Source organism: Nocardia sp. NPDC051832, assembly GCF_040681285.1.
In the GTDB taxonomy this organism is placed as follows: Bacteria; Actinomycetota; Actinomycetes; order Mycobacteriales; family Mycobacteriaceae; genus Nocardia.
Genome location: NZ_JBFAYL010000004.1, coordinates 54,836 through 79,015, shown reverse-complemented (window position 1 = coordinate 79,015; position 24,180 = coordinate 54,836). Strand labels below are relative to the sequence as shown.

The window sequence follows — 24,180 nt, the reverse complement described above, 5'->3', positions numbered from 1 at the left end:
CGCGAGCGAATGGAGACGGCCCCATGTCCGAGATGAACAAGCGCAATCTCATCTACTTCGAGAATCCGTCCATGCGAGGCTTGTACGACACCATGGAGCAGTGGCAGCATGCCAACGGCCGCCGGCTGCTGTCGATCAGCGTCCAGCCCGACGGCGACAACTACTGCTGCATCGCGCTCACCAACCCGACCGAAGTCGTGATCACCAGCGAGGACGGTCACAACCACGCGAACGTCAGCCGCTTCGGCATGCTGGCGGTCGACGCGCAATAGCCACCGCTGAGACGCTGGGACATGGGTTCGAGAGTCTCGCTCATGGAGGCGCGAGCACCTGCGGGGTTCTACTTGTCTCGACCCACAGGAGAACCCATGACTCAGAACAATCGTCCCTCGTACCTGAGCTTCGGCCTGGCCTGGCTACTGGGCTACGGCGCATTCGCTCTCAGCTACGGCTCCGACCCGCCAGTGCCCGCCGCGCTGGCCGGCGCCCTCTTGTTCGGCGGCCTCGTGCTGGCCCTGGTCATCACCGGAGTCGGAGCCGCCCGCGCACTGCGCGGCGCGCACGGCCGCGACGCCGTCATCGGGAAGTTGCTGGCCGCCGCTTGGCTGATCGGCTTCGGCGCGCTGTCGATCCTCATCCAGGCCGCGAGCACGGCGCTGGACGAGCCCGAGGTTCAGACGTTGCTGTGGCCGACCGGAGCCGGTCTGGTCGTCGGAATGATCTATCTCGCAGGCGGGGTCGCCTACCGCGATGCCCTGCAATACGCCCTCGGCGCCTGGCTCGCCCTGCTCTCCTCGGCCGCCCTGTTCCTGAACGGAGCGAACCTGTACTGGGCTCTGGCCGTGATCGGCGGCGGCGGATACCTGGTCGCCGCAGTGCTGGAGCCGCGGCGGTCTACCGCCGAGTCCGGGCACGCAGTGCGCGATCCAGCTGTGCGTAGCCGATAACGACCGCGGCCAGGACGGCGCACTGGAAGCCGATATTCGCCCAGTGCCCGTCCACGGCCACCAGCAGAAGTCCGAACAGCGCGCCCGCCATGCTCGCCCCGAAACAGAGGGCGAGCTGGTGCCGCGGCGACCAGGCTCGACGAATCCATCGCCGCACCAGCAAAGCCGCTGCGGCGGCGAACAGCAGAGCGCCGACGGTCCACCACACGAACGAGATCGGGCCGCCGATGAAGGCGACCAGGAACAGCGCGAACCAGCCCAGGCCGGCGGCCAGCCCGAATAGGCCCAGCATCCTTCGACTCGGCATTCGGCCCGTCCGTGCGAACCTTCCGACGCACTTCGAACTCGCCCAGATCAGCACCGCCACCGCGGCGATCGTGGCAGCCCCGGGTAGCCAGGGCAACCGGAAGTCCGACCGCAGCAGCGAGACCATCAGGAATATGGCTGTGCCACAGGCGAACACGAGGCTGAGTGCGGCGGCCGAGCGTCGGGTCAGCCACGGTGCGCGGCTGCTGGCCGGAAAGGCGAGATGGACGACCGCGATGGGAATCAGCACGCTCCACACGACGTGGTAACCGCACACCACGACCGCCCAGAACCAGTTGACGCCCAGCGCATTTCCATACACCGGCGTGCCGTCCATGCCGACGGGATTGAACACCGTCTGGAGGGCGATCCCCTCCTCGACCAGCGCGAAGGCGCAGCCGAGCAGCACGAGTCCCCAGCCGTTGATATCCCAGCGTTGGGCCAGCTCGCGGATCAGCACCACACCGGCCCCGTAGAAACACGCGATCCCGAGCACGCGTAGCGGCTCACCGAAATAACTCAATCGCAGTGACGCACCGAGGACTTCGCCCAGCGCGGGCGCGAGAACGAACAGTGTGAGTACGGCGTACCGCTTCTCTCGCATGCCGCGACATTAACAGAGTGGCTACTCTAATAACTATCCGTCTCTAGGATGACTTCCGTGCCGCGCCCCATCGATCCCGAGCGCCACCGCGCCCGCCGCCTCCAGATCATCGACGCCGGTCTGACCGCTTTCGCCGAACACGGCTACGCCGGCGCGACGACCGCGATCATCTGCCGCACGGCCGGCATCGGCTCGGGCACGTTCTTCCACTACTTCCCCACGAAAGACGCCCTGCTGGTGGCGATCGTCGACCACAGCACCGCCGAAACCCGTGAATTCTTCGACCAGCACGCCGCCACCCCCGACCCCCGCACCGTGCTCTTCGGCTACCTCGACCACGCCGTCGCCGGCCTCCTCGACCCCCGGGCCGCCGGTTTCATCTCGGTCGTCGGCGGGCTCACCCACCGCCCCGAAATCGCCCGCGCCCTGCACCTCGACAACGAAACCGCCCATGCCGCCTTGCGATCCACCCTGCGCGCCGCCCAGCAGCACCACCGTGTCCGCACCGACGTCAACGCCGAACGCCTCGCGGACTGGATCCTGCTGTTGCTGGACGGTTTCGCCGCCCGCGTCACCACCAGCCCGAACTTCGCCGCCGCCAGGGAAACCGACATGCTCACCGAACAGGTCACCTTCCTGCTCGCCGGTCCGCCGGGCGAGACTGGGACCGGTCCGACTTTCGAGGCTATCGATTAGGAGTGGGCAGATGGACCTGCACAGCGTCATGTGTGTACGGGATCGCGAGCAGGCCGCAGTCTGGTACGAGAAGTTCTTCGGGCGAGCCGCCGACGAGGTAATCGGCGAGGAGTATCTCTGGCAAGTCGGCGAGAACGCGTGGATCGTGGTCGATGATCAGGCGGTGCGGCAGCCGCGGGTGGGCACGGCGATGGTGACGTTCGGGGTGACAGATCTCGATGAGATCCTCGCGCGGCTCGCGGACAACGGAATCGAGCACGAGCCGGTGGAGACATACGGCAACGGAGTACGGCACGTCGAGGTGCTCGACCCGGATGGGAACAGCCTGTCGCTCGCGCAAGGGCCCGCCGAGTAGACCGCCGAGGTGGCTGGCCCGCGATGCCATGATCATCGGATGAGCGAGAAGCACTTGGTGTACTGCCGGATCGAGCGTGACGGCGCGGTGCTGCTGATTCGACGGGCTCAGGGAGTGTTCCTGGCGGGCCGCTGGGAGTTGCCGGGCGGCGGCATCGAACCGGGAGAGCGTGCCGAGCAAGCCGCGGTCCGGGAAGTGGCGGAAGAGACGGGGCTGGCGGTCGAGGTCACCGGCGAACGGTCCGCGCACTCCTGGATGGATGTGGCGGGACGGCCGCTACGGATCCATGCGCGGGTCTTCGACGTGTCCGAAAGCGGCAGGGGTGCGGTGACTCTCAATCCAGCGGAGCATGACGACCACGCTTGGTGCACGGCGGAACAGGCGGTAGCCCTCGACCTTGCCGAGCATTTCCGGGGCGCGCTGCGCTAGCGCCCGGTCGCCCCGTCGATCAGCTCGCGGAGGATGTCGGCGTGGCCCGCGTGGCGGCCGGTCTCCTCGATCATGTGGGTGAGGGCCCAGCGGACGCTGGGGGCACGGCGGTCCGGCCGGAGCGGTGCGCCGAGGTCGGTGCACTCGCCGAGGGCTTTGTTGGCGTGCTCGACCGCGGTCCGGTAGCGGGCGACGACGTCGGCCACGGTGTCCGACGGGGCGGCGTGGAAGGTAGCCTGCCAGTCGGTGACCTTGTCCCCGAGGAACATCGAGCGCTCGACGTGTGTCAGGTGCTCGAGCAGACCGAGCAGATTCGTGCCCGATGGCACTCCAGCTGTGCGGACCTGCGGCTCAGGGGCGTCGTCGACCTTCGCGGCGATGGAGTTACGCAAGTAGTCGAGAAATCCGCGGAGCACCTCGATTTCGCTGCTGCCGGTGCGCGGGGGCGGGGCGTCGCGGTGACGGGTGGGCATGATCGGTCTCCTTACGCGGTGCGGCGGATGAGCAGGACGTGGTCGGTGACCTCGGCGGTGCTCCCGTCGGGTCCGGTCGCGATTCGCCGGGGTGCGTCGGCCCGCTCGACGGTCCACGCCGAGGGGTCCAGTGCGATCCCCGCGGCGACCTCCGCCGGGGTGGGGAAGTGGATATCGGAGTCCTGGTGCCACGACCACGGCGCGGTGGACCCGTGGTCGACGACCAGGAGCAGGCCGCCGGGTCGCAGCGCGTGCGCTGCCGTGCGCAGGACCGTCGACCGGTCCAGATCGAAGGGGGTGTGCAGGTAGTGGGCCGAGATCAGGTCGAAGACGCCCGTGGGGAACGAGTCGCGCAGGTCGTGCCGCCCGGCGGTGATTCGATCGTCCAGCCCGCTGGTGCGGGCGTGCTCGGCCAGTCGCTGGACCGCCACGGCCGAAATGTCGACCGCCGTGACCCGCCACCCTCGCCGCGCGAGCCACAGCGCGTCCCCGCCGCCACCGCATCCGATATCCAGCGCGGTACCGGGCTTGCCCGTAATCATCTCGGTGAGAACGTGATTCGGCTGCGGGTCGTGCGTCGGCCGGTTCGCGTAGACATTGTCCCAGAATGCGACCGCATCGGTGATTGTCATCGAGGCTCCTTTCGTCGGATGCCCCAGTCTCGCCATACCCGCCACGATCTGGCACGCAAACTTGCGGTTCCGGCAAGATGGGCTCGTGGACCCTGAGACGGAGAACGTGCTCGACTCGGTAGGCCCGCGCCTGCGCGCACTGCGCCGGGACCGCGGCATCACCCTCGCCGACGTCGCCGCGACGACCGGAGTGTCGGAAAGCACCCTGTCCCGCCTGGAGAGCGGCCAGCGCCGAGCCAGCCTGGAACTACTGCTGCCGCTGGCCCGCACCTACAACGTCCCGCTGGACGATCTCGTCGGCGCCCCGCGCACCGGCGACCCCCGGATCCACCTGAAACCGATCCACCGCTACGGGATGGTCTTCATTCCGCTGTCCCGGCGGCCCGGCGGCACCCAGGCCTTCAAGATGATCATTCCGGCCGGCCCGAAACCCCTGGAGCCGACACCGCAGACGCACGAGGGTTTCGAATGGCTGTACGTCCTGAACGGCCGCCTGCGCCTGATCGTCGGCGAACGTGACCTGACCTTGTCGGCGGGCGAGGCCGCCGAATTCGACACGTCGCTGCCGCACTGGCTGGGCAGTGCGGACGGCGGCGCGGTCGAGGTGCTCATTCTGTTCGGTCTGCACGGGACACGCGCGCACGTCCACCCCGGCCGGGACGTCAACCCGCCGGCGTGAGGGCCGGAACCTGCCAGTCGCCGGCCAGCGCCCGCTGCTGCGGCGCGTACAGCCGCAGGCTGAGCGAGAATTTGCCCGAGGCGGGGATGGGCAGCCAATTCGCTCGTGGGACAGCAGGTCCCGGGTCGGCGCTCTGCACCGCGATCTCGACCGAGCCGTCGGGATTCGGGACCACCGGGGTCTCGTGCCCGATGGCGTAGATCCCGGCCGCGTTGGGCACGAGGTAGCTGTCGGCGTCGTAGGCGGTCAACGACCAGAACGCGTCCACCGGCGGCAACTGCCCGGCGGCGAAACGCAGCCGGTAGGGGATCGGGCGGCCGTTGTCGTCGGCAGTGGTGAAGATGGTCGGGTAGATGGAGTCCTCGGCGAGATTCGCGCCGAGCGCCTGCATCGCGGTGCGGGCGCGCAGCGCGTAATTCGTGCCATAGGCGCCGAGGTCGGTGGTGAACAGCCAGCCGTTCTGGTTCTCGGATTTCGGGTCCTGGTAGGACGGGATCTGCGTTTTCGCCTGGGCCGCACCGTCATTGAGGATGCCGGCGGATCCCGGATCGACGGTCGCGCCCGGCTTGATGCCGAGGGTGGCGAACCGCTCCAGTGCGGGAGCGTCGTCGGGTGCGGGTGGATTCGCGGCCATCAGCGCGCACATGCGGTTGAAGAACGCCGGACCGTCCATGGCCGCGACCTGCTTCGGCGGTGGGACCGCGGCCGGGTCCGGCGTGTACGGGCGACCGGGCGAATCGGTGTCACCCCGCTGCCAAGCGCTGAGCGGGACCAGTTTCAGCTTGTCTTGCAGTGCTCGGACGTTGCCGACGTCCTCGGCGCCCCTGACCTCGATGCGGCCGATGATCCAGGCGATGTCGGTGGGCATCCCGAGTTGGGTCATACCGTCGGGCACCTGGCCCCGCCAGCCCGGACCGGTCACTAGGTAGGTGTACGGGGGCGTGGTCGACCCCTCGCGTACCTCCGGGCGAATGTTGCTGGGATTGTGCTGTGTGTTGCTCCAGGCGTCGAGGATCTGCATCAGCCAGTAGCGGCCCGGTTCGATCGCGGGCACTTGGAGCACCAGCGGTTCGGTGTGCAGGTTCAGCCAGGCTTGGGAGTAGAGCGTGTCCAGGTTCAATCGCACCACGAGGCGCTCGGTCGGGTCCGGGAGGGAGACCGCGTTGGCGAATTGGTTGTCCGCGCCGGCCGCGGCCCGGGTCGCGTCCATCAGAACCAAGGGGTAGCCGAATGTGTAGGCCTCGGCGGCAACGTCTTTCGGATTGCCGGACGGCGTGGTCGTGGTCGAGCTCGACGAGGACGATCCGCTGTCGGAGCCGCATGCGGTGAGGGCGAGGCCGGCTACCGCCGTCGTACCGAGCAGCCAGCGCCTCGATAGCCGGCGGGGGAGCGGGTTGTTCGAGGCGTCCATTTTGTCAAGCCTTCCGTGTCGGTGCCAACGGTGATCGTCGCGGTACAGGGAGGTCTAGCAATCTGGTTGCCTGAGATTAGCAACAAGTTGGTCCGCTTTCGGCAGCTTCGCTAGCGGAGTATGGTCCCATCTATACGGCACCGTATAACAGGAGGATCGACATGGCACTTCCCCCAGGTCAACGCGCTGTCGAAGGATTCCCGCGCTTCGGCACCCACCTGCACCACCCGCCGCCGGAGGTGCCCGCCGAACCGGTCATCGAGCTCGGCGGAGCACTAACCGAGACCGTCGAGGTGGCCGAACTCGCGGGTCTGCCCCGGAAAGAACTGCGGGCGGACTTCCACTGCGTCGCGGGCTGGTCGGCGACGGGACTGCTGTGGGAAGGGATCCCCTTCGCGGCCTTCTATCGCACGCGGGTCGAACCGCTGCTCGACAGCCCGGTCAGCCATGTCATCTTCGAAGGTCTCGACGGCTTCCAGTCCATCGTGGTCCTCGAGGACGCCTTGGCCGACGACGTGCTGATCGCCGACCGTCTCAACGGGCAACCTCTCGACAGCGACCACGGCGCGCCGGTACGGCTGGTCAGCCCCAGCCAGTACGGGTTCATCAACACGAAACACCTGTGCCGCATCGAATTCCACACCACCGAGCCGCCGATCCAGGACCGCTGGTCACCGCTCGCGTCGCATCCCCGGGCGCGGGTCTGGGCGGAGGAACGCCACCGGCGTCTGCCCGGCCGGGTGGTGCGCCCGGTCTACCGATCGCTGATCGGGCCGATCCGGGCGCTCAGCGCCAAGGGGAGCCGGACCCGGTAACTCCTAGCGGGTGAACCACTCGGTGAGGATGTCGTCCACCGTCTTGGCGATCGGCAGCTGCGGGGCGGGTTCGATGCCGGGCTCCTCGGCCAGTGGGTGGGCCAGGTCGGGCACCGTGACGACCTCGGCGTCGGCGCCGTGTGCGCGCAGCGCGTGCACCAGTGCGCCGGCATCCGCCCGGAACTGCGGGAAGTCCAGCTCCCCGCTCACCACCAAAACCCTTGCGCGGTCACCGATCTCCCCGGCCCGCGCGACGAAGTCGAGCCGGTCGGCGACGGCGTTCGCCTCGGCGTCCCACGGATAGGGCTGCTCGGTCATCTTCTCGATCAGTCCCACCACCGACCGTGCGCGGATCGCCGGATTCACCAGCGCCGCCGCCCGCACCGGAACCACACCCCGCGCCAGCGTCAGCAACGCGACCCCGCCGCCGAGCGATCCGCCCACAAGGTCGATCGGCCCCGGAGCAACCGGCAACTGTTCGCACAACGCCGCCAACGCGGCCGGGAACTCCTCGGCCGCACCGCTGATCATCCGATCGGTGTAGGCCCGCAGCGAATCTCGTCGCACCAGCTCCAGCCCGGCATCCATCGTCCCGTTCACCATCCGCGCCCCACAGAACGGCATACCCAAATACACCCGCCAAGCCGGAACACCGGCCATCGGCAGCGCTGCGGCGAACGCGGCATCCGACCGCGGCGCGTCGAGCATGTGCCACGCCACCACCAGCGGAGCCGGCCCCGCAACCCCCTCCGGCGGCAACGCGGTGAACGGGACTCCTGCGGCAAAGCCGGTGATCGGTTCCATGCTCGGATCGTAGGAGTCCCTCACGACGCCCCGAAACAACTTCTGCTCTGGGCGAACTCGATGCCGCGGGAACCTGTCGCCGGTGACGCCCCCCGATCGAACCGACGCCCGCGACGCTGGACGCGTGTGCAGGTCGGCACATAGAGGTGGCCGCCGAGGCCGCGCTGCCGCCGTCGGTGACAGCACGCTGATCCGGGCTCGTGGTAGCACGCTGTCGCGTCGGCTCGGGCGGCGCGACACTGGCAGGCATGGCGACGACAGCGCTGCCGAATGAGGAAGCGGCACAACGGTTCTTCCTCGAACTGGCGGGGACGTGCGCGGTGGTCGGTGGCATCGGGTTCATCCTGGTGGGCACCGCGCACGGGGATCTCCCCGATGAGGATGTGACGGCCGCGCTGCGGTTCGTCGCCGACGATCCGCACTGGTATCTCACCCATCTCGCCGGGATCGTGTGCGTCCTGCTCTGGGTCGTGGCGTTGATGGGTCTGGCGTACTCGCTGGCGGGCCCCGCCGCGTTCGCGCTGGGCCGAACGGCGGTGGCGAGCATGGGGATCGGCGCCGCCGTGTTCGTCGTCGACTACACCATCGACGGCTATGCCTTCAAGCGCATCGCCGACGAATGGGCGGCGGCGGGCGCCTCGGCGGAGAACCAGCTAGCGGTGGCCGAGTCCATGTTCGCGGTGCTGTACGGCACGGTGACGGCGTCGGCGACATGGACCTTCGGCCTGCCCTTCCTGCTGATCGGGCTGGCGGTGGCGTTCGGGCGGGGCTACCCACGCTGGCTGGGCTGGGTTGTCGCCGTGACCGGGGCGGGCAGCGTATTCGGCGGCATCGCCACATACTTGGCCTGGCACCCGAGCGCCGGTTTCGTCGCCGCACTGGCGTTCAACGCCGCGTCGACGATCTGGCTGGCGGTAATGGGCATTCTCATGCTGCGCCGTGGATTCAAGACACGATCCACCGCGCGGCAATAACGCGAGTCAGGTCGCGACTTTCTCCTCTTCGAGCGACCCGCGAACCATCTCGAGCAACTCTTGTCCCTCCTGGTGCTGATGCACCGAGATGGCGTGCTCATAAGCGGCCCGCACAACCTCGTCTTCCTCACCGGAGATGGTCAGCGTGCAATTGGATTCACTGGGGAACCTGCGGCAGTCAGCTACTTTTCTCGTCATCGAAACGCCTCCTGAGAAGCAAATATGGTGCCAACTTCAACGGTAGACCCACTGAGCCGGGAAATGGCGAGAATGTTGCTGTGGATTTGTCACCGCGATATCTCCACATTGTCGGCACGGCTCGAACAATCCCGTGCGATAGGCTCGCGGCCGGTGCGGCGATCTGTGGGAGGATTTGAATAATGGTGTGGGGCAAGGTATTCGGATGCTGTCTGCTCGCGTTGCCAGCACTGCTCGCCTGTTCGTCCGACCCCGGCGAAGTCGGCCCCGCGGTCACATCCTCGTCAGTCGCCGCCCCGAGCTCGACGGCGCGATCCGCGTACTCGGACCCATCGACCCCCGTGCCGACGCCGGTAGCGGCCCCTGCGGAAGCCGAGCAGCTGATCGGGGCCTGGCGGTCGGTACAGGACCGGACCGAGATACGGACCTTCTACGCGGACGGCACCACAGCGGATCGAGCCGGCGCCGGCCCACCCTGGCGCGCACGCTGGGATTGGGTGTCGCCCGCGAGCGTGCCGAGGATTCCGGACACGGTCGACCGTCCGGTCCTCCGATTGATCACCATCGACGACTCGGGCACCCTCCAACCCGGCGAGGTGTATTTCTACGGCGTCACCTTTGCTGACCCGGACACCCTCTCGCTCGTCTATTTCGGCGGCCTCGGCCGGCCGCTGGATTTCACCCGTGTCCCAGCATGAGAATTCGCGGGACCGCGATGTCGCCCAGGCCGATCGAGCCGCCCGGATGGCCGAAGGCTGGTCCCGGTCTGTGCTGGCGCGTGGAAACTCTCTGGCCTGCATGCGATCTCGGTCGATAGGGTGCGGTATATGCGGAGGAGATTGCGTCGGCTGCGATTCGGCGGGCGTGAGTTCACCTGGCGCGCCGAGATCAGCACTGTCCAGGGTGACGGCGGCGATCGCCATCGCTGTATCTCCGTCCGGGTCTGGGGTGCGGGTAAGAACAGCCGGCCTGTGGTGGTGGACCTGCTGTCGAAGAGCGTGGGCGACGGATGGGAACCGGCCGCGACGGACAGCGCGTATCCGGAGGCCCGGGACATCCGGCTCGTGATCGATAGCGCCCTGGCGCTCGGCTGGGAGATCGAGGCTCGTGGCGGCCTGTTCCGGCTGGCCGAAAGCTCCGGGCTGGAGTTGCCCGAGTTCTTGATCACCGACCGTTTGTGGCGAGCGGATGCTCCCGATCCGACCGCCCGCGTGCTCGGAGCCGGTCGGGATCAGGTGTAGATCACCGCCTCGGTGTGGCTCAGCTGAGATGCCGGGACCGGTGACATGCTGGGACGATGGCGATTCTGCTGGCGGTGTTGTCCATGTGTATGACGCTGGTCGGTGGCTTGGTGGCCGTGCGGATCGGTGAGCGCAAACGCCTCGTGCTCGGACTGGCGGCCGGGGTGATGCTCGGCGTGGTCGCCTTCGATCTGATGCCCGAAGCGCTCGAGCAAGAGCAGCACGAAGCCTTCGGTGTTCCGGTGCCGCTGCTGGCCGCGGTCGTCGGCTTCCTGACGGTGCACGTCATGGAGCGCACGGTCGCCCTACACACCGGGTACGAGGACGAATTCGGTGCACACCACCACGGATTCGAATCGGTGGGCCTGCTGGCAGCCTCCGGACTGGTGTTCCACAGCATGCTCGACGGCCTCAGTATCGGCTTCGGCTTCCAGGCCGGCGCGAGCGTCGGCGTCGCGGTCGCCATTGCCGTCATCTGCCACGACTTCGCCGACGGTTTCAACACTTTCACCATCGCCACCCTCTACGGCAATCAACGCCGCCGTGGCTACATCCTGCTCGGCCTCGACGCCATCGCGCCCGTGGTCGGCGCGGTCATCGGCACCCTGGTGCGGGTGCCCCCGGAGCTGGTCGGCCTCTACCTCGGTTACTTCGCCGGCTTCCTGCTCTACCTCGCGACGGCCGACATCCTGCCCGAAGCGCACGCGGGCAAACCGGCCAAAGCCCCGCTGTTCTGCACGCTCGCGGGCGTGGCCTGCATGCTCGGCGTAGCGGCTCTCAGCCACTGATCACTCGAGTCCGGCTGCCCGCCGCGCCGTCTCCTCCAGCATGTCCCGATACTTCTGCCACCAATTCGGATCGTGGGTGGGCATGTTGTCGTTGGCGGGCCGCAGCCCCGCCGCGCCGTCGAGCAGCTCACGGATGATGTCGGCATGCCCGGCGTGCCGATTGGTTTCGGCGGTCACGTGCACGAGGATCTGATGCAGTGTGACCACTCGATGATCGGGATCCCACCACGGAACCGCCCCTGCCGCGCCGATATCGAGACTCTCGATCGTGGCGTCGGAATGTGCCCAGGCCCGGTGATAGAACGCGACGATCTCCGCCCGCGTCTCGTCGGCGGTAGCCCACATATCGGCGGTGGGATCAGCCTCGAAATCCTGCTGATTGATCGGTTCGTCGTAGCCCCGGCCGAAGGTGTCGCCGAAATACCCGAACTCCACCGACCCGAGGTGCTTGACGAGCCCGAGCAGATTCGTACCGGTGGGTGTCATAGGCCGTCGAATGTCGTACTCGGACAACCCGTCGAGCTTCCACACCATCGCTTCCCGCGCCGAACGCAGATAGCGATGCAGGACCGATTTCGAGTCGGAGTCAGTCATGCCGAGCATTCTGGCAGGAACCGTCGGACTCACGGTTCGAGTTGCGCTCTCCGCGATCGGTTCGACCGGGCGCGTCAGTGGCGGTGCAAGAAGGTGGTTACGGTGCTGATGTAGTCGGCGGGGCGGCTCAGCAGCAGCGAGTGCCCGCCCTCCGGGAACCTGACGACTTCGGCATCGGGGTGCAGGTCTTGCAGACGCCGAGTGTGCTCGGTGGTGATGAGGGGATCGTCGTCGGCTCTGAGGATCAACGCGGGTCCCTGCCACGGCGTCTTCGGATGCAGCTCCGCCAGCCGCTCGGCGGCGTCGAGCAGGCGCTGGTAGGAGTTGACGGTCGCCTGGTGCCCGGCGGCGCGGGTCGCGGAATCGACGCGCTCGACCCAGAACTCGGCTTCGGCGGCGTCTTTCCAGGTGTTGCGCAGGGACGCGCCGATCGCGGCCAGGGTGTCGTCCCAAGGCGTGTCACGGGTGCGGGCCACGGCGGTCTGCAACCGCGTGATGTCCTCCGGTCCGTACAACCCGGTACTGGTGAGGGCCAGCGAACGTACCCGCTCGGGTGCGCGCTGGGACAGGACCTCCGCCAGCATGCCGCCCGCGGACTGCCCGATCACTGGGGTCGAGTCGATACCTTCGGCGTCGAGTATGGCGATGAGACCGTCGGCGAGTTCTTCGAGCGTGGCGGGGCCGGGCGGGTAGTCGACGGCGAGCGTGCGGTAGCCGGGGCGCAGGGCGGGGGTCAGGTCGAGCCAGCCGATCGCGATTCCGGACCCGCCTGCCAGCAGCAGCACCGGCGTGCCGCCTCCGGCGACGTAGTAGATCCACTCGTGGCCGCCCGTGCGCAACGTCTTCTTCTGGTGGTCACGTTCGAACGCGGCGGCGCGGTCACGGATTGAGGTCATGTCGATCCTTCTGGAAGACAACAGGTTCAGGTGAACACATTCCACCGCGCAGAATATGCATACATTGCTATGTATGCAACCAGTTGGTCGCCCTTAACGGTTGATCCGGCAGCCCTTCCGTAGCCTGGACGAGTGGAGTTCGGTCGGGAGTCTGAGGCGGAGTGGGATTTCGCGGGTCCGGTCGACGCGGGGCCATTGGGCGCCACGATCATCGGCTACCGCGACACGGGTGGCGCCGGATTGGATCTACGCGTTGCCGGGACGGCCGCGGTCACCGTGGTGATCGAATTCGGGGGTCGCGACGTGATCGTCGACGACACGAACGGGCAGCGCCACCTCGGTGCTTTCGTTGTCGGGCTGCCCGTCGACGCTTTGCGTGTGCGGGCCGAACGGGCGGCATGTGTCGAGATTCGAATGTCGCCGATCCAGGCGTATTCGCTGCTGGGTATCGCGCCGGGAGATCTGGGCCGAAGCGTGGTCGCGCTGGACGACCTCTGGGGCGAGCGGGCACAGCGCCTGCGTGCCCAACTGGCCTCCGCCCAGACCTGGGAAGAGCGCTTCGCGTTGACGAAATCGTTTCTGGCGCACGGTGAACGGTTGCGACGCACGCCGGACCCAGAGGTCCTGGCAGGCTGGAACCGCATACTCGGCTCGCACGGCCAGGTGAAGGTCGGTGCGCTCGCCGAATCCGTCGGCTGGAGCCATAAGCGGCTGTGGGCGCGGTTCGAGTCCCAGATCGGCCTGACACCCAAGCGGGCGGCGATGCTGGTCCGGTTCCGGCACGCGGCAGGGGGACTGCTGGCGGGACGGCCCGCGGCGGAGGTCGCGGTGGAGTGCGGGTACACCGATCAGGCGCATCTGAGCCGTGACGTGTCGATCTTCGCCGGCCAGACGCCCGGGGCGCTCGCGGCGCACTACATGCCCGCCATCGCCCGGCAGCGGCACCAGGTGTGGGGAAGATTTTTCCAATACCCGGCGGGGGCGCCCGCTCGATAGTGGGCTGGTGACCAACACATTCGATCCCGCGAAACTACAAACCGCCCTGGAGACCGTCCATCAGGCGGGCATGCCCGGCATTTTCGCCGAGGTGCGCGACAACAACGAAACCTGGCGCGGCGCGGCCGGAGTCGCCGATCTCGCCACCGGCCGGCCCGTCACCCCCGACATGCGCCACCGCGTCGGCAGCATCACCAAGACGTTCACCGCCGCCGCTGTCCTGCACCAGGTCGACCTCGGCACGGTGGACCTGGACGCACCCATCGGCCACTACCTGCCGCAACTGGTTCCCGGCGAACGAGGTGCGGCGATCACGGTCCGGATGCTGATCAACCACACCAGCGGGCTCACCGATTTCCTCCCGTACGCCTACTCGTCCCTCGCGGGCTTCCCGGACCCGGCCAAAATGACCCCGGAGAGCCTCGACGACAACCGGTTCACCAGATTCGATCGGACCGAGCTGATCGAGCTGGGGGTCTCCGCGCCTGCCGCCGGGACTCTCGGTGGCACGCCGGGCGTGTATTCGAACACCAATTACCTGCTCATGTGCCAGCTTCTGGAGCTGGTCACCGGCACCTCGGCGGAGCAGGCCATCACCCGCGACATCATCGAACGCGCCGGCCTGCACGGCACCGAACTCCCGCTCGGAACCGAAATCCACGGACCGCACGCACTGCACTACGAAGCGTGGTTCGGCATGATCGACCCGCCGCGCGACTTCAGCGTCTTCGACATGTCGTGGACGGGACCGGCGGCTTCCCTGATCTCGACGGTCGCGGACCTGAACCGCTTCTTCGGCCTGCTGCTTGCCGGTGAGATCATTTCCGAATCGTCCCTGGCGCAGATGCAGCACACGGTTCCGGTCATCGCCTTCGACGGAAAGACCATCGACTACGGCCTCGGCTTGCAGAAGCTGACCATGCCCGGCGGCGGAACGTATTGGGGCCATGAGGGTTCCGTCTGGGGCGGCGGCGCGATGTCGATGACCAGCGCCGACGGCACACGGCAAATGTCCATGGCGGTCAACTTGCAGCGCTGGAACCGACTGGACGCCACAGGTAGACCCCAGCCCCATCCCATCGACGCCGCACTCCAAGCCCTCACCCAGCTGGCACTGGGTTAGACCATGATCGTTGGCGCCTTGGGGCGCTGACTAGGCAGGGGACGGCTGGTCTGTGGGAGCGGTCCAGCCGGTGATTTTCTGGACCTCGGCGATCATTCTGGCGATGAGTGGCTGGCGTTTCCGGTCGGTCCAGACGAGGGCGAGGTCGGAAGTGGCCGCGTCCTTTACCGGACGCCACTGGATCGTGGAGGCAGGGATCCAGGCGCTCAGCGGTTCGGGCGCCAGCCAGACGCCCTTGCCGCGGGCCACGGCCATCAGGGCGTCCTCGACCGTCGTCAGTTCCGGGCCGCGGCGGGCGGGGGAGCCGTCGGGGCGCGGGTCGGCGATCCAGTGGCACAGATTCTCTTCGGAGAGAAAGATATCCGGGCGCAGGACCGGCTCGTCGGCCAGGTCGGCGAGGGTGACGGCCTCCTGGTCGGCGAGTCGATGTCCGGCCGGTAGCGCCACCGCGCGCCGGTCGCTGCGGACAGTCGCGTGTTGGAAGTGGTTGTCGCCCAAAGGAAGCCACATGAAGGCGGCGTCGACCTCGCCCGCAAGCAACAGTGCCCGCTCCTCGGGCGGGGTACGCACCGTGGTCAATTCGACCTCGAGGCCCGGGACTGCGGCCTCCATCGCGTCGGCCACCTCGGTGGCGAACAGCGCGGTCGCGTAGGGGCAGCAGGCGATGCGCAGCGTGCCCAGGCGGCCCTGGTCCGCGGCCCGCACCCGTTCGGTGAGCTCCCCGATGTCGGAGACCACTGCGCTGCCGCCGCGTTCCAGTTCCGCGCCGGCCGGGGTGAGCAGCACCCCCCGGGAGGTCCGGACCAGCAGCGTCACACCCATCGCGCGTTCGAGCTGCTGGATTTGGGTGGACAGCGTCTGCTGGCTGAGATGCAGCCGGGCCGAGGCGCGGGTGATGTTGAGCTCCTGGGCCACCACCAGGAACGACTGCAGCTGGCGGATATCCAGGTCGACCATGCCGATCACGGTAGCCGACCGGCGGTGTGCAGCGGCAACCGAGAACGCCGGTGGCAGGCACCGGAATCTTCTGTTTCCGCTCACGCGGCCGGCCCAGCAGGCTGGGGGCACAGCACCGACCTCCGGAAAGGGCCGCCACTCAATGACTTCCACACTCTCGGCACGCGATCTCGAGGGCAAGGTCGCGTTGGTGGTCGGTGGCAGCCGCAATCAAGGCGCGGCGTGCGCCGAACTGCTGGCGGCGCGCGGCGCGACCACGGTCATCAGCTACTCCCACGGTGAGCATGCGGCGGCCAAGACCTTGACCGCGCTCGATCGCCACGGAGTCACCGCGGAGGCCGTCCGCTCCGACGCCACCCGGTCCGCCGACGTGAACACGTTGTTCGCCGGGGTGGTCGCCCGGCACGGACGGCTCGACATCGTGGTCCACACCGTGGGCACGGCGCTGGGAAAGCCGCTGGCGGACAACACCGACGCGGAGTTCGACCGGCTCATCGACCGCAATACCCGCAGCGCGTTCAACACGCTGCGCGCCGCCGCTCGTCACCTCGCCGATCACGGCCACTATGTGGCGCTGACCAGTGCGCTGGCCCTCGGTGCGCCCGCGGGGCTGGGGTTGTATTCGGCGGCGAAGGCCGCCGTCGAGCGGCTGGTGCGCACCGCCGCGCACGAGCTGGCGGCGCGGGATATCACCGTCAACGCGGTCGCGCCGGGACCGGTGACCGATTCTTTCTGTCCCGGTGTGGATGCCGCGAGCCTGATACCCCGGTATCCGCGGGGACGCCTGGGTCAGCCGGAAAACACCGCGCGAGTGGTCATGTGGCTCACCAGTGCTGCCGCGGACTGGGTTTCCGGGCAGGTCATCCGCGTCGACGGCGGACTCGAGTGATCTTCCCGCTCATCTCTCATCGTCACAATCAAGGAGTATTCGCATGTCTCTCGCTGTGCCCGCACCTGTCGATTCCGCTCCGGAGCGAGTTCCGTTGCGGCGCTGGTTCGCTGTCGGGGCGGTCGCGCTCGGCACGTTCGCGGTGGTGACCTCGGAGCAGCTGCCCGTCGGCGTGCTGCCCGCGGTCGGCGGCGCGCTGCACGTCTCCGACGGCACGGCCGGTTTGATGGTGACCGTGCCCGGCCTGGTCGCCTCCGCGACCGCGCCGCTGCTGCCGGTGGCGATCGGGCGGCTGGATCGCCGCATCGTGCTGCTCGGCCTCATCACCCTGATGGTGGCGGCGAATCTGTTGTCCGCCTTCGCTCCCAGCTTCGCGGTGCTGCTGGCCGCGCGTTTTCTGGTGGGGATCGCCATCGGCGGATTCTGGGCGCTTGCCGCCGGGATCGCCGTGCGCATGGTGCCCGGACAGTACGTTCCGCAAGCCACCGCGATCGCGTTCGGCGGTGCGACCGCCGCCAACGTGCTCGGCATTCCGGCCGGAACGCTGATCGGTGAGCTCGCCGATTGGCGTGTCGCCTTCGGCGTGCTCGGCGGTCTGGGCCTGCTGGTGGTCGTGGCGTTGCTGCTGCTGTTGCCGAATATGCCTGCCACCGAACCGGTCCGGCTGCGCACGTTGGGCGAGCAGTTCGGCAATCCGGTCGTCCGGGCCGGTGTGCTGGTCACGTTCCTGCTGGTGAGCGGGCACTTCGCCGCGTTCACGTTCGTGAGTCCGATCCTGGCTTCGCACACCGGAATCGACAAGCAGCTCATCGGCGCGGCGTTGCTGGCCTTCGGTGTCGCGGGCATCATCGGCAACTTCGTCACCGGCGCGGTCGGTGGACGCGACATCCGCCGCACCCTGATCGTCATCAGTGTCTTGCTCGCCACGGTGCTGGCGGTGATCGCACTCGCGGGCGGCACGCCGATCACCGGCGTCGCGCTGCTGCTGGCCTGGGGCGCGGCCTTCGGCGGCATCCCGGTCGGCGTGCAGACCTGGATCCTGCGCGCCGCACCGGATTCCACCGAAGCCGCCACCGCGCTGAACACCGCCATGTTCAACCTGGCTATTGCGCTGGGTGCGCTGTTCGGCGGACTCCTCGCCGACAACGTGGCGCTCACCGCGGTGTTGTGGTTCGGCGCCGCGCTCAGTGCCCTTGCGGCGCTGGCGGTTTGGCGCACGCCACGCTCCTGAGTGCCGCATCGGCCGGGCGCTGTCGAAGCGCCCGGCCGATGTCGTTCAGCTGGACACCAGGGCGACGATGTCCTCGATCCGCACGATCTCCCCGCGGGCGCCCCAGTTTCCTTCCGGAATCTCGTTGATGTGTACCCAGGCGCTGCCGGCCTCGGTGAAACGTGCCGGGTCCTCGTCGGCCTCCGCGAGCACCCTGGTGACCCGGGCGACGATGTCGCGGCGCTTGTCGTCGTTCATCGACCCGGCCGGAACACCCACTCGCACTACATATCTCGGCTTCTCCCCGGCAGGGAGACGCCGACCGCCCACGAACCAGGCATCGATCTCGTTGACCACCAGCCACGAGATGGCGCGGGCCGCCTCGGTGTCGGGCGCGCCCTCGGCGAGCATCACCTCCGACACCAGCTTGCCGCCGATCTGCTCCCGGCGTTCCTGGTCGAGAGAGTCCTTGGGCACGAACAATTCTACGAACGGCATCAGTTAGTCCTTTCATTGAACTCTTCCGGAGATCACCGTAGCCCTAGTGAGTTCAATCAATCAACCCTCTATGCTGAAGGCATGCAACGGACCAGCTTCGCGGAGATGCACTGCTCGATCGGGCAGTCCCTGGAGCGGGTCGGGGAGTGGTGGACGCCGTTGATCGTCCGGGACATCCACCTCGGCCTGCACCGATTCGACGACCTCGCCGAGAATCTCGGGATCTCCCGGAATCTGCTCACTCGACGCCTGGAGGCCCTGGTCGCGGACGAGATCGTGGAGCGCCGGGCCTACCGGGAGCGGCCGCCGCGCTACGAGTACCACCTCACCGCGGCCGGTCGTGAACTCGTCCCGGTGCTGATGGCACTGATGGCCTGGGGTGACAAGTGGGCCACCCCCGCCGGCGGCCCACCCGTCCGGTTGGTGCACGACGACTGCGGTGCGCACTTCACCCCGCAGGTCTGCTGCTCGGCATGCGGCGAATCGGTCACCACGGAGAATGTGACGGCGTTGCCCGGACCAGGAGCGGCATCCGGGCCGGGCACCAAGGTGCTCGCGCGCCGCAGCGCCCTCGCCCAGCACGCGGAGTAATTCCGCGTGACAACGGGACTGTCGGCGTTCAAGCTGTCCGGCATGCCTATTCGTAGCGGCGGCGTCGCGGACGTCGACGAGATCGCGGCGCTGCACGCCGCCAGCTGGCGATCCGCCTACGCCGGAATCATGCCGGACGAGTACCTCGACGGCCCACTGGAGGCGGATCGAAAAGCCCTGTGGGACAACCGCCTCCGCGAAACTGTCGAGCCCGGCCTGTTCGTCGCCGAGGACGACGCGCACCTCACCGGCTTCATCTACCTGCGACCGATCGACGACCGCGTGCTGCTGGACAACCTGCACGCCCGGCCCGGGCGGCGGGGCCGGGGCATCGGAACCCGGCTGATCGACGCGGGGCTGGCCTGGGCCGCGACCACCTACCCGGGTCGGCCGGTCTACCTGGAGGTGCTGCGCGACAACACCTCCGCGATCGCGTTCTACGAGCGCCGCGGCTGGCGGCGAACCGCGTCCGGCGACGCCCGGTTCGAGGCCGGTTTCGTCCTGCCCGAATACGAATACACCTGGATGGGTCCGCCCGCCTGATTCCGCTCGCGGTCGAGGTCAGCCGCGGCGGAGGGTGAGGATCGCGATGTCGGGGCGGGCGCCCACGCGGACCGGCGGGCCCCAGGCGCCGACGCCGCGGGTGGTGAAGAGTTGCATGCCGTCTACTCGGTCGAGGCCGGCCACCGTGCCGTTGACCCAGCCGACGACGTAGTTCAGTGGCCAGATCTGGCCGCCGTGGGTGTGGCCGGAGACCTGCAGGTCGATTCCGCGGGCGGCGGCTTCGGGAGCCTGCCGGGGCTGGTGGGCGATCAGCATGAGGAAGCGGTCGGGGCGGTGGCCGGCGACGGCCGCGTCGACGTCGGGGCCGTAGGGGTCGGGTGCGTCGTAGTCGTAGACGCCTGCCAGTTCCAAAGTCGCGCCGTTGATGGGGATTTCGGCGCGCTGGTTGCGCAGGGTCCGGAGGCCGAGGGTTTCCCAGAAGTCCATCCAGTCGGCGACGCCGTCGACGTAGCCCTCGTGGTTGCCGGCGACCGCGAACTTGCCGTACTTCGCGGTGAGGCCGGCGATCGGCGCGATGTCCGGGCCGACGAGTTCGACCGAGCCGTCGATGAGATCCCCCGGCAGCACGATGACATCGGGCTGCTGGCGGTTGACCAGGTCGACGACCCGCTGCGTGAAGGCCGGCCCGCGCGCCGCGCCGACGTGAATATCCGCGACGACCGCCACCCGCACCCCGTCGAGCTCGGCGGGCAGCTTCGGCGAGCGCACCTCGGCCGACACGACATGCGGGTTGTCGGCCTCGTACACGCCGTAGGCGACAGTCCCGACCGCCGCGACGACCAGCACGGCCGAGAGGACGCGCAGCAGTAGCAAGCGATTCGAGAACTGCGCGAGCCGGGCGATCAACAAGATCAGGCCGATGACGAGGAGACCGAGCAGCAGATAGAACATCACGGCGGACCAGGTCAATCCGAACCACACGATCGGCCGGATCGGCTCGGGGGAGTAGAGACTGCCCGCGCTGAACGCGACGACGAGGGCCAGCCACAGCACCACCAGAACGCCCGCCGCGACCGTCTTGGCGGGCCCGGGTACTCCCGTGGCCCGGATGAAGCGACGGTAGAACAACCAGTGAACCAGAGCGAGCACGATGCCGCCGATGATCATTCGCAGCACAGGCCGCCCTTTCGGAATCCGACTCCTGGTCGATAAGCGTAGTTCGCGCGCGTCGCCCAGCGCCCGCTGGACTCGCCGAAGACGGTCCAAGATGTGGCTTGGTGCAGATTATCTGTAACAAAACTATGATGGTGGCATGACTGCCCTGGCGCCGAAGCGGGATGAGCCCGACCTGTCGTTCCTTCTCGATCACACCAGCCACGTGCTGCGCACCCGGATGGCGGCGGCACTGGCCGAGATCGGCCTGACCGCGCGGATGCACTGCGTGCTGGTGCACGCGCTCGAGGCGGAGCGGACGCAGATCCAGCTCGCCGAGCTGGGGGATATGGACAAGACCACGATGGTGGTCACGGTCGACGCGCTGGAGAAGGCCGGGCTGGCGGAGCGGCGGCCGTCCAGCACGGATCGGCGGGCGCGGATTATCGCGGTGACTCCGGACGGGGCGAAGGCGGCCAAGCGAAGTCAGAAAATCGTCGATGGGGTGCATCGCGCGGCGCTGGAGGCGCTGCCGAAGGACGATCGCGAGAACCTGCTGCGCGCCTTGAATTCCCTGGCAGCGGGACATCTCGCGGCGCCCGCGGAGGCGTCGGCGGCGCGGCGCGCCCGCCAATAGTCTGCTTGGATATTGTCTGCAACGGAACTATCTAGTACGGTCTCTCTTGTTGATTTCGAACGGGAGCAGATCCATGACAATGTCCAAGCGCCTCGCCCTCGCCGTCCTGTCGGCGGCGACGTTGATGACCATCCTCGACGGCAGCATCGTCACCGTCGCGATGCCCGCGATCCAGAACGACCTCGGCTTCACCGCCGCCGGCCTGAGCTGGACCGTGAACGCCTACCTCATCGCCTTCGGCGGCTTGCTGCTGCTGGCCGGGCGGCTGGGCGACCTGATCGGCCGCAAGACCATGTTCCTCACCGGGAACGTGGTCTTCACCCTCGCCTCGCTGCTCGCCGGTGCGGCCACGACGCCGGGAATGCTGGTCGCCGCCCGCTTCTTGCAGGGCGTGGGCAGCGCGATCGCCTCGTCGGTGGTGCTGGGAATCCTGGTCACTTTGTTCACCGAACCCCGGGAACGGGCGAAGGCCATCGGGATCTTCAGTTTCACCGGTGCGGCCGGCGCCTCCATCGGCCAGGTGCTGGGCGGGGTGTTGACCGACGCGCTGAACTGGCACTGGATCTTCCTGATCAACGTGCCGATCGGCGTGGTGACCGTCGCGCTGGCGATCAAAGCCCTGCCCGCCGACCGCGGTATCGGCTTGGCCGCGGGGGCGGACGCGCTCGGCGCGCTGCTGGTGACCGGCGGACTCATGCTCGGCATCTACACGGTGGTCAAGATCGAGGAGCACGGCTGGACTTCCGCGCACACGCTGGGTCTCGGAGCCATCGCCGTCGCTATGCTCGCCGCCTTCGTGCTGCGCCAGCAGACCGCGCGGACGCCGCTGCTACCGCTGCGTATCTTCCGCTCCCGCAATGTCTCCGGCGCCAACCTGGTGCAGATGCTGACGCTGTCGGCCATGTTCGCCTTCCAGATCATCGTCGCGCTGTACATGCAGAAGGTCCTCGGCTACAGCGCCCTGGCCACCGGTCTGGCCATGCTGCCCGCGGCCGTCGCCATCGGCGGGGTGTCGCTGTTCGCTTCGGCGCGGTTGATCACCCGCTTCGGTGAACGTGCGGTGCTGGTCGCCGGTCTGGTCCTGCTGCTGGCCGGAATGGGCTGGCTGACCAGGCTTCCGGTGGAGGCTACCTATGTGGTCGATCTGCTGCCGATGATGGTGCTGGTCGCCGGTGGCGGCCTGGTGCTGCCCGCGCTGGCCACCCTGGGCATGTCCGATGCCGAAGCCGGGGATGCCGGGCTGGCCTCCGGCTTGTTCAACACCACGCAGCAGGTCGGCATGGCGCTGGGTATTGCCGTGCTGTCCACGCTCGCCGCGTCGCGCACTGGGAGCCAAGTGGTTTCGGGCGCTTCCGAAGCCGAGGCGTTGACCAGCGGTTACCGCTTGGCGTTCACCGTCGCCGCCGGACTGCTCGCCGCTGCGCTGGTGGTGACCCTGACCGTGTTGCGCCGGCCCGCCGTCGCCGTCGCCGCTCCTGCGGAACTCGCCGCTCCCGCTCTCTGATCCCTGCTGCTGAACGGACTTTCGTCATGCGTCTTCTTCGGGCCCTGGTGGCCGGACTCTTCCTTCTCGTGGCCGTCGTCACCGCGCAGGCGGCGCCCGCCGCCGGACCGGGCTGGACCGCGGTGTGGGCGACCTCGCCGCAAAAGCCCAGTAAGACAATGGGACCCAGCTGGTCCACCGAGGGGTTCACGAATCACACTCTGCGACAGGTGATCCGGGTCAGCCAGGGCGGCGCGGCCACCCGGGTGCGGCTGACCAACCGGTACGGCGCCGAGCCGCTGGCGATCGCCGGGGCCACCATCGCGGTCACCGAGTCCGGCGCGAACATCCGCCCGGACACCCTGCGGCCCTTGACCTTCGGCGCCGCCTCGGAGTTCCGCATCCCCGCCGGGGCCGATCTCACCACCGACCCGGTGCTGCTTCCGGTCGCGCCGTTCCAGTCCCTGACCATCACCCTGCACCTCGCCGCGCCGACCGGTCCCGCGACCCACCACGCGCAGGCCCTCGCGACCAGCTATCGCGCCACCGGCGACCATCGCGCCGATGCCGCCGGCGTCGCTTTCACCGAAACCACCCAATCCTGGTACTACCTGTCCGGTGTCGAGGTCTTCGACCTGCTCCCGCGCCGCTCCGGGGTGATCGCCTTCGGCGATTCCATTACCGAGGGCATCGGCTCGACCTCCGGCACGGACAACCGCTACCCCGACGAGCTAGCCGAACGCCTTGCCGCCCAGGGCAATCCACGCGCCGTCATCGACCAGGGCATCGGCGGCAACCGGGTCACCGTCGACTCGTCCTGGCTGGGCGACAGCGCGCAACGCCGCTTCCGCACCGACGTCCTCGACCAGCCGGGCGCGGGCACCGTCATCATCCTCGCGGGCATCAACGACATCGGCCTCAGCGCCGCCGGGGCGGGCGCCGCCGACACCGTCGTCCCGGTCTCCACCGAACAGCTCATCGCCGGTCATCTCGATCTGATCCGCCAGGCCCGCACCAAAGGCCTGCGCGTCATCGGGGCCACCCTGACCCCCATCCACGGGTCGCCCTACTATTCACCCGCCGCCGAAGCCACCCGCCAAGCCTTCAACGAGTGGATCCGCACGGCGGGCGCCTACGACGCCGTCGTCGATTTCGATGCCGCCCTGCGCGATCCAGCAGACCCGCAACGCTTCGCCCCGCACTTCGACAGCGGAGACCACATCCACCCCAGCGACGCCGGCTATACCGCGATGGCGGCGGCGGTGAACCCCGCTGATTTCGGGTCGTAGACTTGCGCC

The 24,180-nt window shown here is 68.3% G+C and carries 31 protein-coding genes; 20 read left to right on the top strand and 11 right to left on the bottom strand.

From position 1 onward, the window contains the following. Window positions 1-23: 23 nt before the first annotated feature. Entirely contained in the window at window positions 24-272 is a 249-nt protein-coding gene (locus AB0M14_RS25990; RefSeq protein ID WP_364999254.1) for a hypothetical protein, read from the top strand. A gap of 96 nt (window positions 273-368) precedes the next feature. Continuing rightward, window positions 369-947 (top strand): ABC transporter permease, encoded by a 579-nt coding sequence (locus AB0M14_RS25985; protein WP_364999252.1) that lies wholly within the window; start codon window positions 369-371, stop codon window positions 945-947. On the opposite strand, the gene AB0M14_RS25980 is transcribed toward AB0M14_RS25985, so the two are convergent. Beyond that, the gene (locus AB0M14_RS25980; RefSeq protein WP_364999250.1) at window positions 895-1,857 is read right to left on the bottom strand and encodes a hypothetical protein; all 963 of its coding nucleotides are present in this window, start codon (window positions 1,855-1,857) and stop codon (window positions 895-897) included. The two genes, AB0M14_RS25985 and AB0M14_RS25980, sit on opposite strands and share 53 nt — an antisense overlap. A gap of 57 nt (window positions 1,858-1,914) precedes the next feature. Between AB0M14_RS25980 and AB0M14_RS25975 the strand changes: the two genes are divergently transcribed. Genes AB0M14_RS25975 through AB0M14_RS25965 form a run of 3 tightly spaced genes read left to right on the top strand, consistent with a single transcriptional unit; the run spans window position 1,915 to window position 3,337 of the window. After that, window positions 1,915-2,553, top strand: coding sequence for a TetR/AcrR family transcriptional regulator (locus AB0M14_RS25975; protein ID WP_364999248.1), 639 nt, complete (start codon window positions 1,915-1,917; stop codon window positions 2,551-2,553). 10 nt (window positions 2,554-2,563) lie between these two features. Beyond that, on the top strand, window positions 2,564-2,908 hold the full coding sequence (locus AB0M14_RS25970; RefSeq protein ID WP_364999246.1) for a VOC family protein: 345 nt from the start codon (window positions 2,564-2,566) through the stop codon (window positions 2,906-2,908). A gap of 39 nt (window positions 2,909-2,947) precedes the next feature. Continuing rightward, a complete protein-coding gene (locus AB0M14_RS25965) occupies window positions 2,948-3,337 on the top strand; it encodes an NUDIX hydrolase (RefSeq protein WP_364999245.1) in 390 nt (129 codons plus the stop codon). On the opposite strand, the gene AB0M14_RS25960 is transcribed toward AB0M14_RS25965, so the two are convergent. Together AB0M14_RS25960 and AB0M14_RS25955 are read right to left on the bottom strand one after the other, a co-directional pair. Then, window positions 3,334-3,810 carry a DinB family protein gene (locus AB0M14_RS25960; protein WP_364999243.1) on the bottom strand — a complete coding sequence of 159 codons (477 nt, stop codon included), beginning with the start codon at window positions 3,808-3,810 and terminating at the stop codon, window positions 3,334-3,336. The genes AB0M14_RS25965 and AB0M14_RS25960 overlap by 4 nt on opposite strands. A gap of 11 nt (window positions 3,811-3,821) precedes the next feature. After that, the gene (locus AB0M14_RS25955; protein WP_364999241.1) at window positions 3,822-4,442 is read right to left on the bottom strand and encodes a class I SAM-dependent methyltransferase; all 621 of its coding nucleotides are present in this window, start codon (window positions 4,440-4,442) and stop codon (window positions 3,822-3,824) included. An 85-nt stretch (window positions 4,443-4,527) separates the two neighbouring features. On the opposite strand from AB0M14_RS25955, the gene AB0M14_RS25950 reads away from it, so the two are divergent. Further along, the gene (locus AB0M14_RS25950; protein ID WP_364999239.1) at window positions 4,528-5,121 is read left to right on the top strand and encodes an XRE family transcriptional regulator; all 594 of its coding nucleotides are present in this window, start codon (window positions 4,528-4,530) and stop codon (window positions 5,119-5,121) included. On the opposite strand, the gene AB0M14_RS25945 is transcribed toward AB0M14_RS25950, so the two are convergent. Next, window positions 5,105-6,532, bottom strand: coding sequence for a DUF1254 domain-containing protein (locus tag AB0M14_RS25945; protein ID WP_364999237.1), 1,428 nt, complete (start codon window positions 6,530-6,532; stop codon window positions 5,105-5,107). The genes AB0M14_RS25950 and AB0M14_RS25945 overlap by 17 nt on opposite strands. Window positions 6,533-6,693: 161 nt before the next feature. Here AB0M14_RS25945 and AB0M14_RS25940 point away from each other — a divergent pair, with 161 nt between their 5' ends. Next, entirely contained in the window at window positions 6,694-7,347 is a 654-nt protein-coding gene (locus AB0M14_RS25940; protein WP_364999235.1) for a molybdopterin-dependent oxidoreductase, read from the top strand. Window positions 7,348-7,350: 3 nt separating this feature from the next. Here the strand turns inward: AB0M14_RS25940 and AB0M14_RS25935 are convergent, their stop codons facing one another. Continuing rightward, window positions 7,351-8,151: an alpha/beta hydrolase gene (locus AB0M14_RS25935; protein ID WP_364999233.1), complete on the bottom strand. Its 801-nt coding sequence runs from the start codon at window positions 8,149-8,151 to the stop codon at window positions 7,351-7,353. Window positions 8,152-8,399: 248 nt separating this feature from the next. On the opposite strand from AB0M14_RS25935, the gene AB0M14_RS25930 reads away from it, so the two are divergent. After that, complete coding sequence (locus AB0M14_RS25930) at window positions 8,400-9,125, top strand: DUF4386 family protein (RefSeq protein WP_364999231.1); 726 nt, start codon at window positions 8,400-8,402, stop codon at window positions 9,123-9,125. Between the two features lie 6 nt (window positions 9,126-9,131). On the opposite strand, the gene AB0M14_RS25925 is transcribed toward AB0M14_RS25930, so the two are convergent. Then, the gene (locus AB0M14_RS25925; protein ID WP_364999229.1) at window positions 9,132-9,323 is read right to left on the bottom strand and encodes a DUF1059 domain-containing protein; all 192 of its coding nucleotides are present in this window, start codon (window positions 9,321-9,323) and stop codon (window positions 9,132-9,134) included. A gap of 341 nt (window positions 9,324-9,664) precedes the next feature. On the opposite strand from AB0M14_RS25925, the gene AB0M14_RS25920 reads away from it, so the two are divergent. The 3 genes from AB0M14_RS25920 (at window position 9,665) to AB0M14_RS25910 (ending at window position 11,352) form a co-directional block, all read left to right on the top strand. Further along, a complete protein-coding gene (locus tag AB0M14_RS25920) occupies window positions 9,665-10,021 on the top strand; it encodes a hypothetical protein (protein ID WP_364999227.1) in 357 nt (118 codons plus the stop codon). 129 nt (window positions 10,022-10,150) lie between these two features. Next, the gene (locus tag AB0M14_RS25915; protein ID WP_364999225.1) at window positions 10,151-10,564 is read left to right on the top strand and encodes a hypothetical protein; all 414 of its coding nucleotides are present in this window, start codon (window positions 10,151-10,153) and stop codon (window positions 10,562-10,564) included. Between the two features lie 56 nt (window positions 10,565-10,620). Then, a complete protein-coding gene (locus AB0M14_RS25910; protein WP_364999224.1) occupies window positions 10,621-11,352 on the top strand; it encodes a ZIP family metal transporter in 732 nt (243 codons plus the stop codon). On the opposite strand, the gene AB0M14_RS25905 is transcribed toward AB0M14_RS25910, so the two are convergent. Together AB0M14_RS25905 and AB0M14_RS25900 are read right to left on the bottom strand one after the other, a co-directional pair. Then, window positions 11,353-11,946, bottom strand: a complete 594-nt coding sequence (locus AB0M14_RS25905) for a DinB family protein (RefSeq protein ID WP_364999223.1) — start codon at window positions 11,944-11,946, stop codon at window positions 11,353-11,355. Window positions 11,947-12,020: 74 nt separating this feature from the next. Continuing rightward, window positions 12,021-12,842, bottom strand: a complete 822-nt coding sequence (locus AB0M14_RS25900; RefSeq protein WP_364999221.1) for an alpha/beta fold hydrolase — start codon at window positions 12,840-12,842, stop codon at window positions 12,021-12,023. A gap of 132 nt (window positions 12,843-12,974) precedes the next feature. On the opposite strand from AB0M14_RS25900, the gene AB0M14_RS25895 reads away from it, so the two are divergent. Then, window positions 12,975-13,838 carry a helix-turn-helix domain-containing protein gene (locus tag AB0M14_RS25895; protein WP_364999219.1) on the top strand — a complete coding sequence of 288 codons (864 nt, stop codon included), beginning with the start codon at window positions 12,975-12,977 and terminating at the stop codon, window positions 13,836-13,838. A 7-nt stretch (window positions 13,839-13,845) separates the two neighbouring features. After that, window positions 13,846-14,961 (top strand): serine hydrolase domain-containing protein, encoded by a 1,116-nt coding sequence (locus tag AB0M14_RS25890; protein WP_364999217.1) that lies wholly within the window; start codon window positions 13,846-13,848, stop codon window positions 14,959-14,961. Between the two features lie 30 nt (window positions 14,962-14,991). Here AB0M14_RS25890 and AB0M14_RS25885 read toward each other — a convergent pair whose 3' ends face one another. Further along, window positions 14,992-15,918: a LysR family transcriptional regulator gene (locus tag AB0M14_RS25885; protein ID WP_364999215.1), complete on the bottom strand. Its 927-nt coding sequence runs from the start codon at window positions 15,916-15,918 to the stop codon at window positions 14,992-14,994. 142 nt (window positions 15,919-16,060) lie between these two features. Here AB0M14_RS25885 and AB0M14_RS25880 point away from each other — a divergent pair, with 142 nt between their 5' ends. After that, on the top strand, window positions 16,061-16,807 hold the full coding sequence (locus AB0M14_RS25880) for an SDR family oxidoreductase (protein ID WP_364999214.1): 747 nt from the start codon (window positions 16,061-16,063) through the stop codon (window positions 16,805-16,807). 43 nt (window positions 16,808-16,850) lie between these two features. Beyond that, window positions 16,851-18,038: an MFS transporter gene (locus AB0M14_RS25875; RefSeq protein WP_364999212.1), complete on the top strand. Its 1,188-nt coding sequence runs from the start codon at window positions 16,851-16,853 to the stop codon at window positions 18,036-18,038. A gap of 45 nt (window positions 18,039-18,083) precedes the next feature. Here AB0M14_RS25875 and AB0M14_RS25870 read toward each other — a convergent pair whose 3' ends face one another. Further along, the gene (locus AB0M14_RS25870) at window positions 18,084-18,515 is read right to left on the bottom strand and encodes a hypothetical protein (RefSeq protein ID WP_364999210.1); all 432 of its coding nucleotides are present in this window, start codon (window positions 18,513-18,515) and stop codon (window positions 18,084-18,086) included. Between the two features lie 81 nt (window positions 18,516-18,596). On the opposite strand from AB0M14_RS25870, the gene AB0M14_RS25865 reads away from it, so the two are divergent. Both AB0M14_RS25865 and AB0M14_RS25860 read left to right on the top strand, forming a co-directional pair. Next, window positions 18,597-19,106: a helix-turn-helix domain-containing protein gene (locus AB0M14_RS25865; RefSeq protein ID WP_364999209.1), complete on the top strand. Its 510-nt coding sequence runs from the start codon at window positions 18,597-18,599 to the stop codon at window positions 19,104-19,106. Between the two features lie 6 nt (window positions 19,107-19,112). Further along, on the top strand, window positions 19,113-19,649 hold the full coding sequence (locus AB0M14_RS25860) for a GNAT family N-acetyltransferase (protein WP_364999207.1): 537 nt from the start codon (window positions 19,113-19,115) through the stop codon (window positions 19,647-19,649). Between the two features lie 18 nt (window positions 19,650-19,667). On the opposite strand, the gene AB0M14_RS25855 is transcribed toward AB0M14_RS25860, so the two are convergent. Further along, window positions 19,668-20,777 carry a metallophosphoesterase gene (locus tag AB0M14_RS25855; protein WP_365000478.1) on the bottom strand — a complete coding sequence of 370 codons (1,110 nt, stop codon included), beginning with the start codon at window positions 20,775-20,777 and terminating at the stop codon, window positions 19,668-19,670. Window positions 20,778-20,922: 145 nt separating this feature from the next. Here AB0M14_RS25855 and AB0M14_RS25850 point away from each other — a divergent pair, with 145 nt between their 5' ends. From AB0M14_RS25850 to AB0M14_RS25840, 3 genes are all read left to right on the top strand, one after another. Then, window positions 20,923-21,399: a MarR family winged helix-turn-helix transcriptional regulator gene (locus AB0M14_RS25850; RefSeq protein ID WP_364999206.1), complete on the top strand. Its 477-nt coding sequence runs from the start codon at window positions 20,923-20,925 to the stop codon at window positions 21,397-21,399. A 73-nt stretch (window positions 21,400-21,472) separates the two neighbouring features. Continuing rightward, complete coding sequence (locus tag AB0M14_RS25845) at window positions 21,473-22,903, top strand: DHA2 family efflux MFS transporter permease subunit (RefSeq protein ID WP_364999204.1); 1,431 nt, start codon at window positions 21,473-21,475, stop codon at window positions 22,901-22,903. 26 nt (window positions 22,904-22,929) lie between these two features. Then, window positions 22,930-24,171 carry an SGNH/GDSL hydrolase family protein gene (locus tag AB0M14_RS25840; protein ID WP_364999202.1) on the top strand — a complete coding sequence of 414 codons (1,242 nt, stop codon included), beginning with the start codon at window positions 22,930-22,932 and terminating at the stop codon, window positions 24,169-24,171. Window positions 24,172-24,180: the final 9 nt, after the last annotated feature.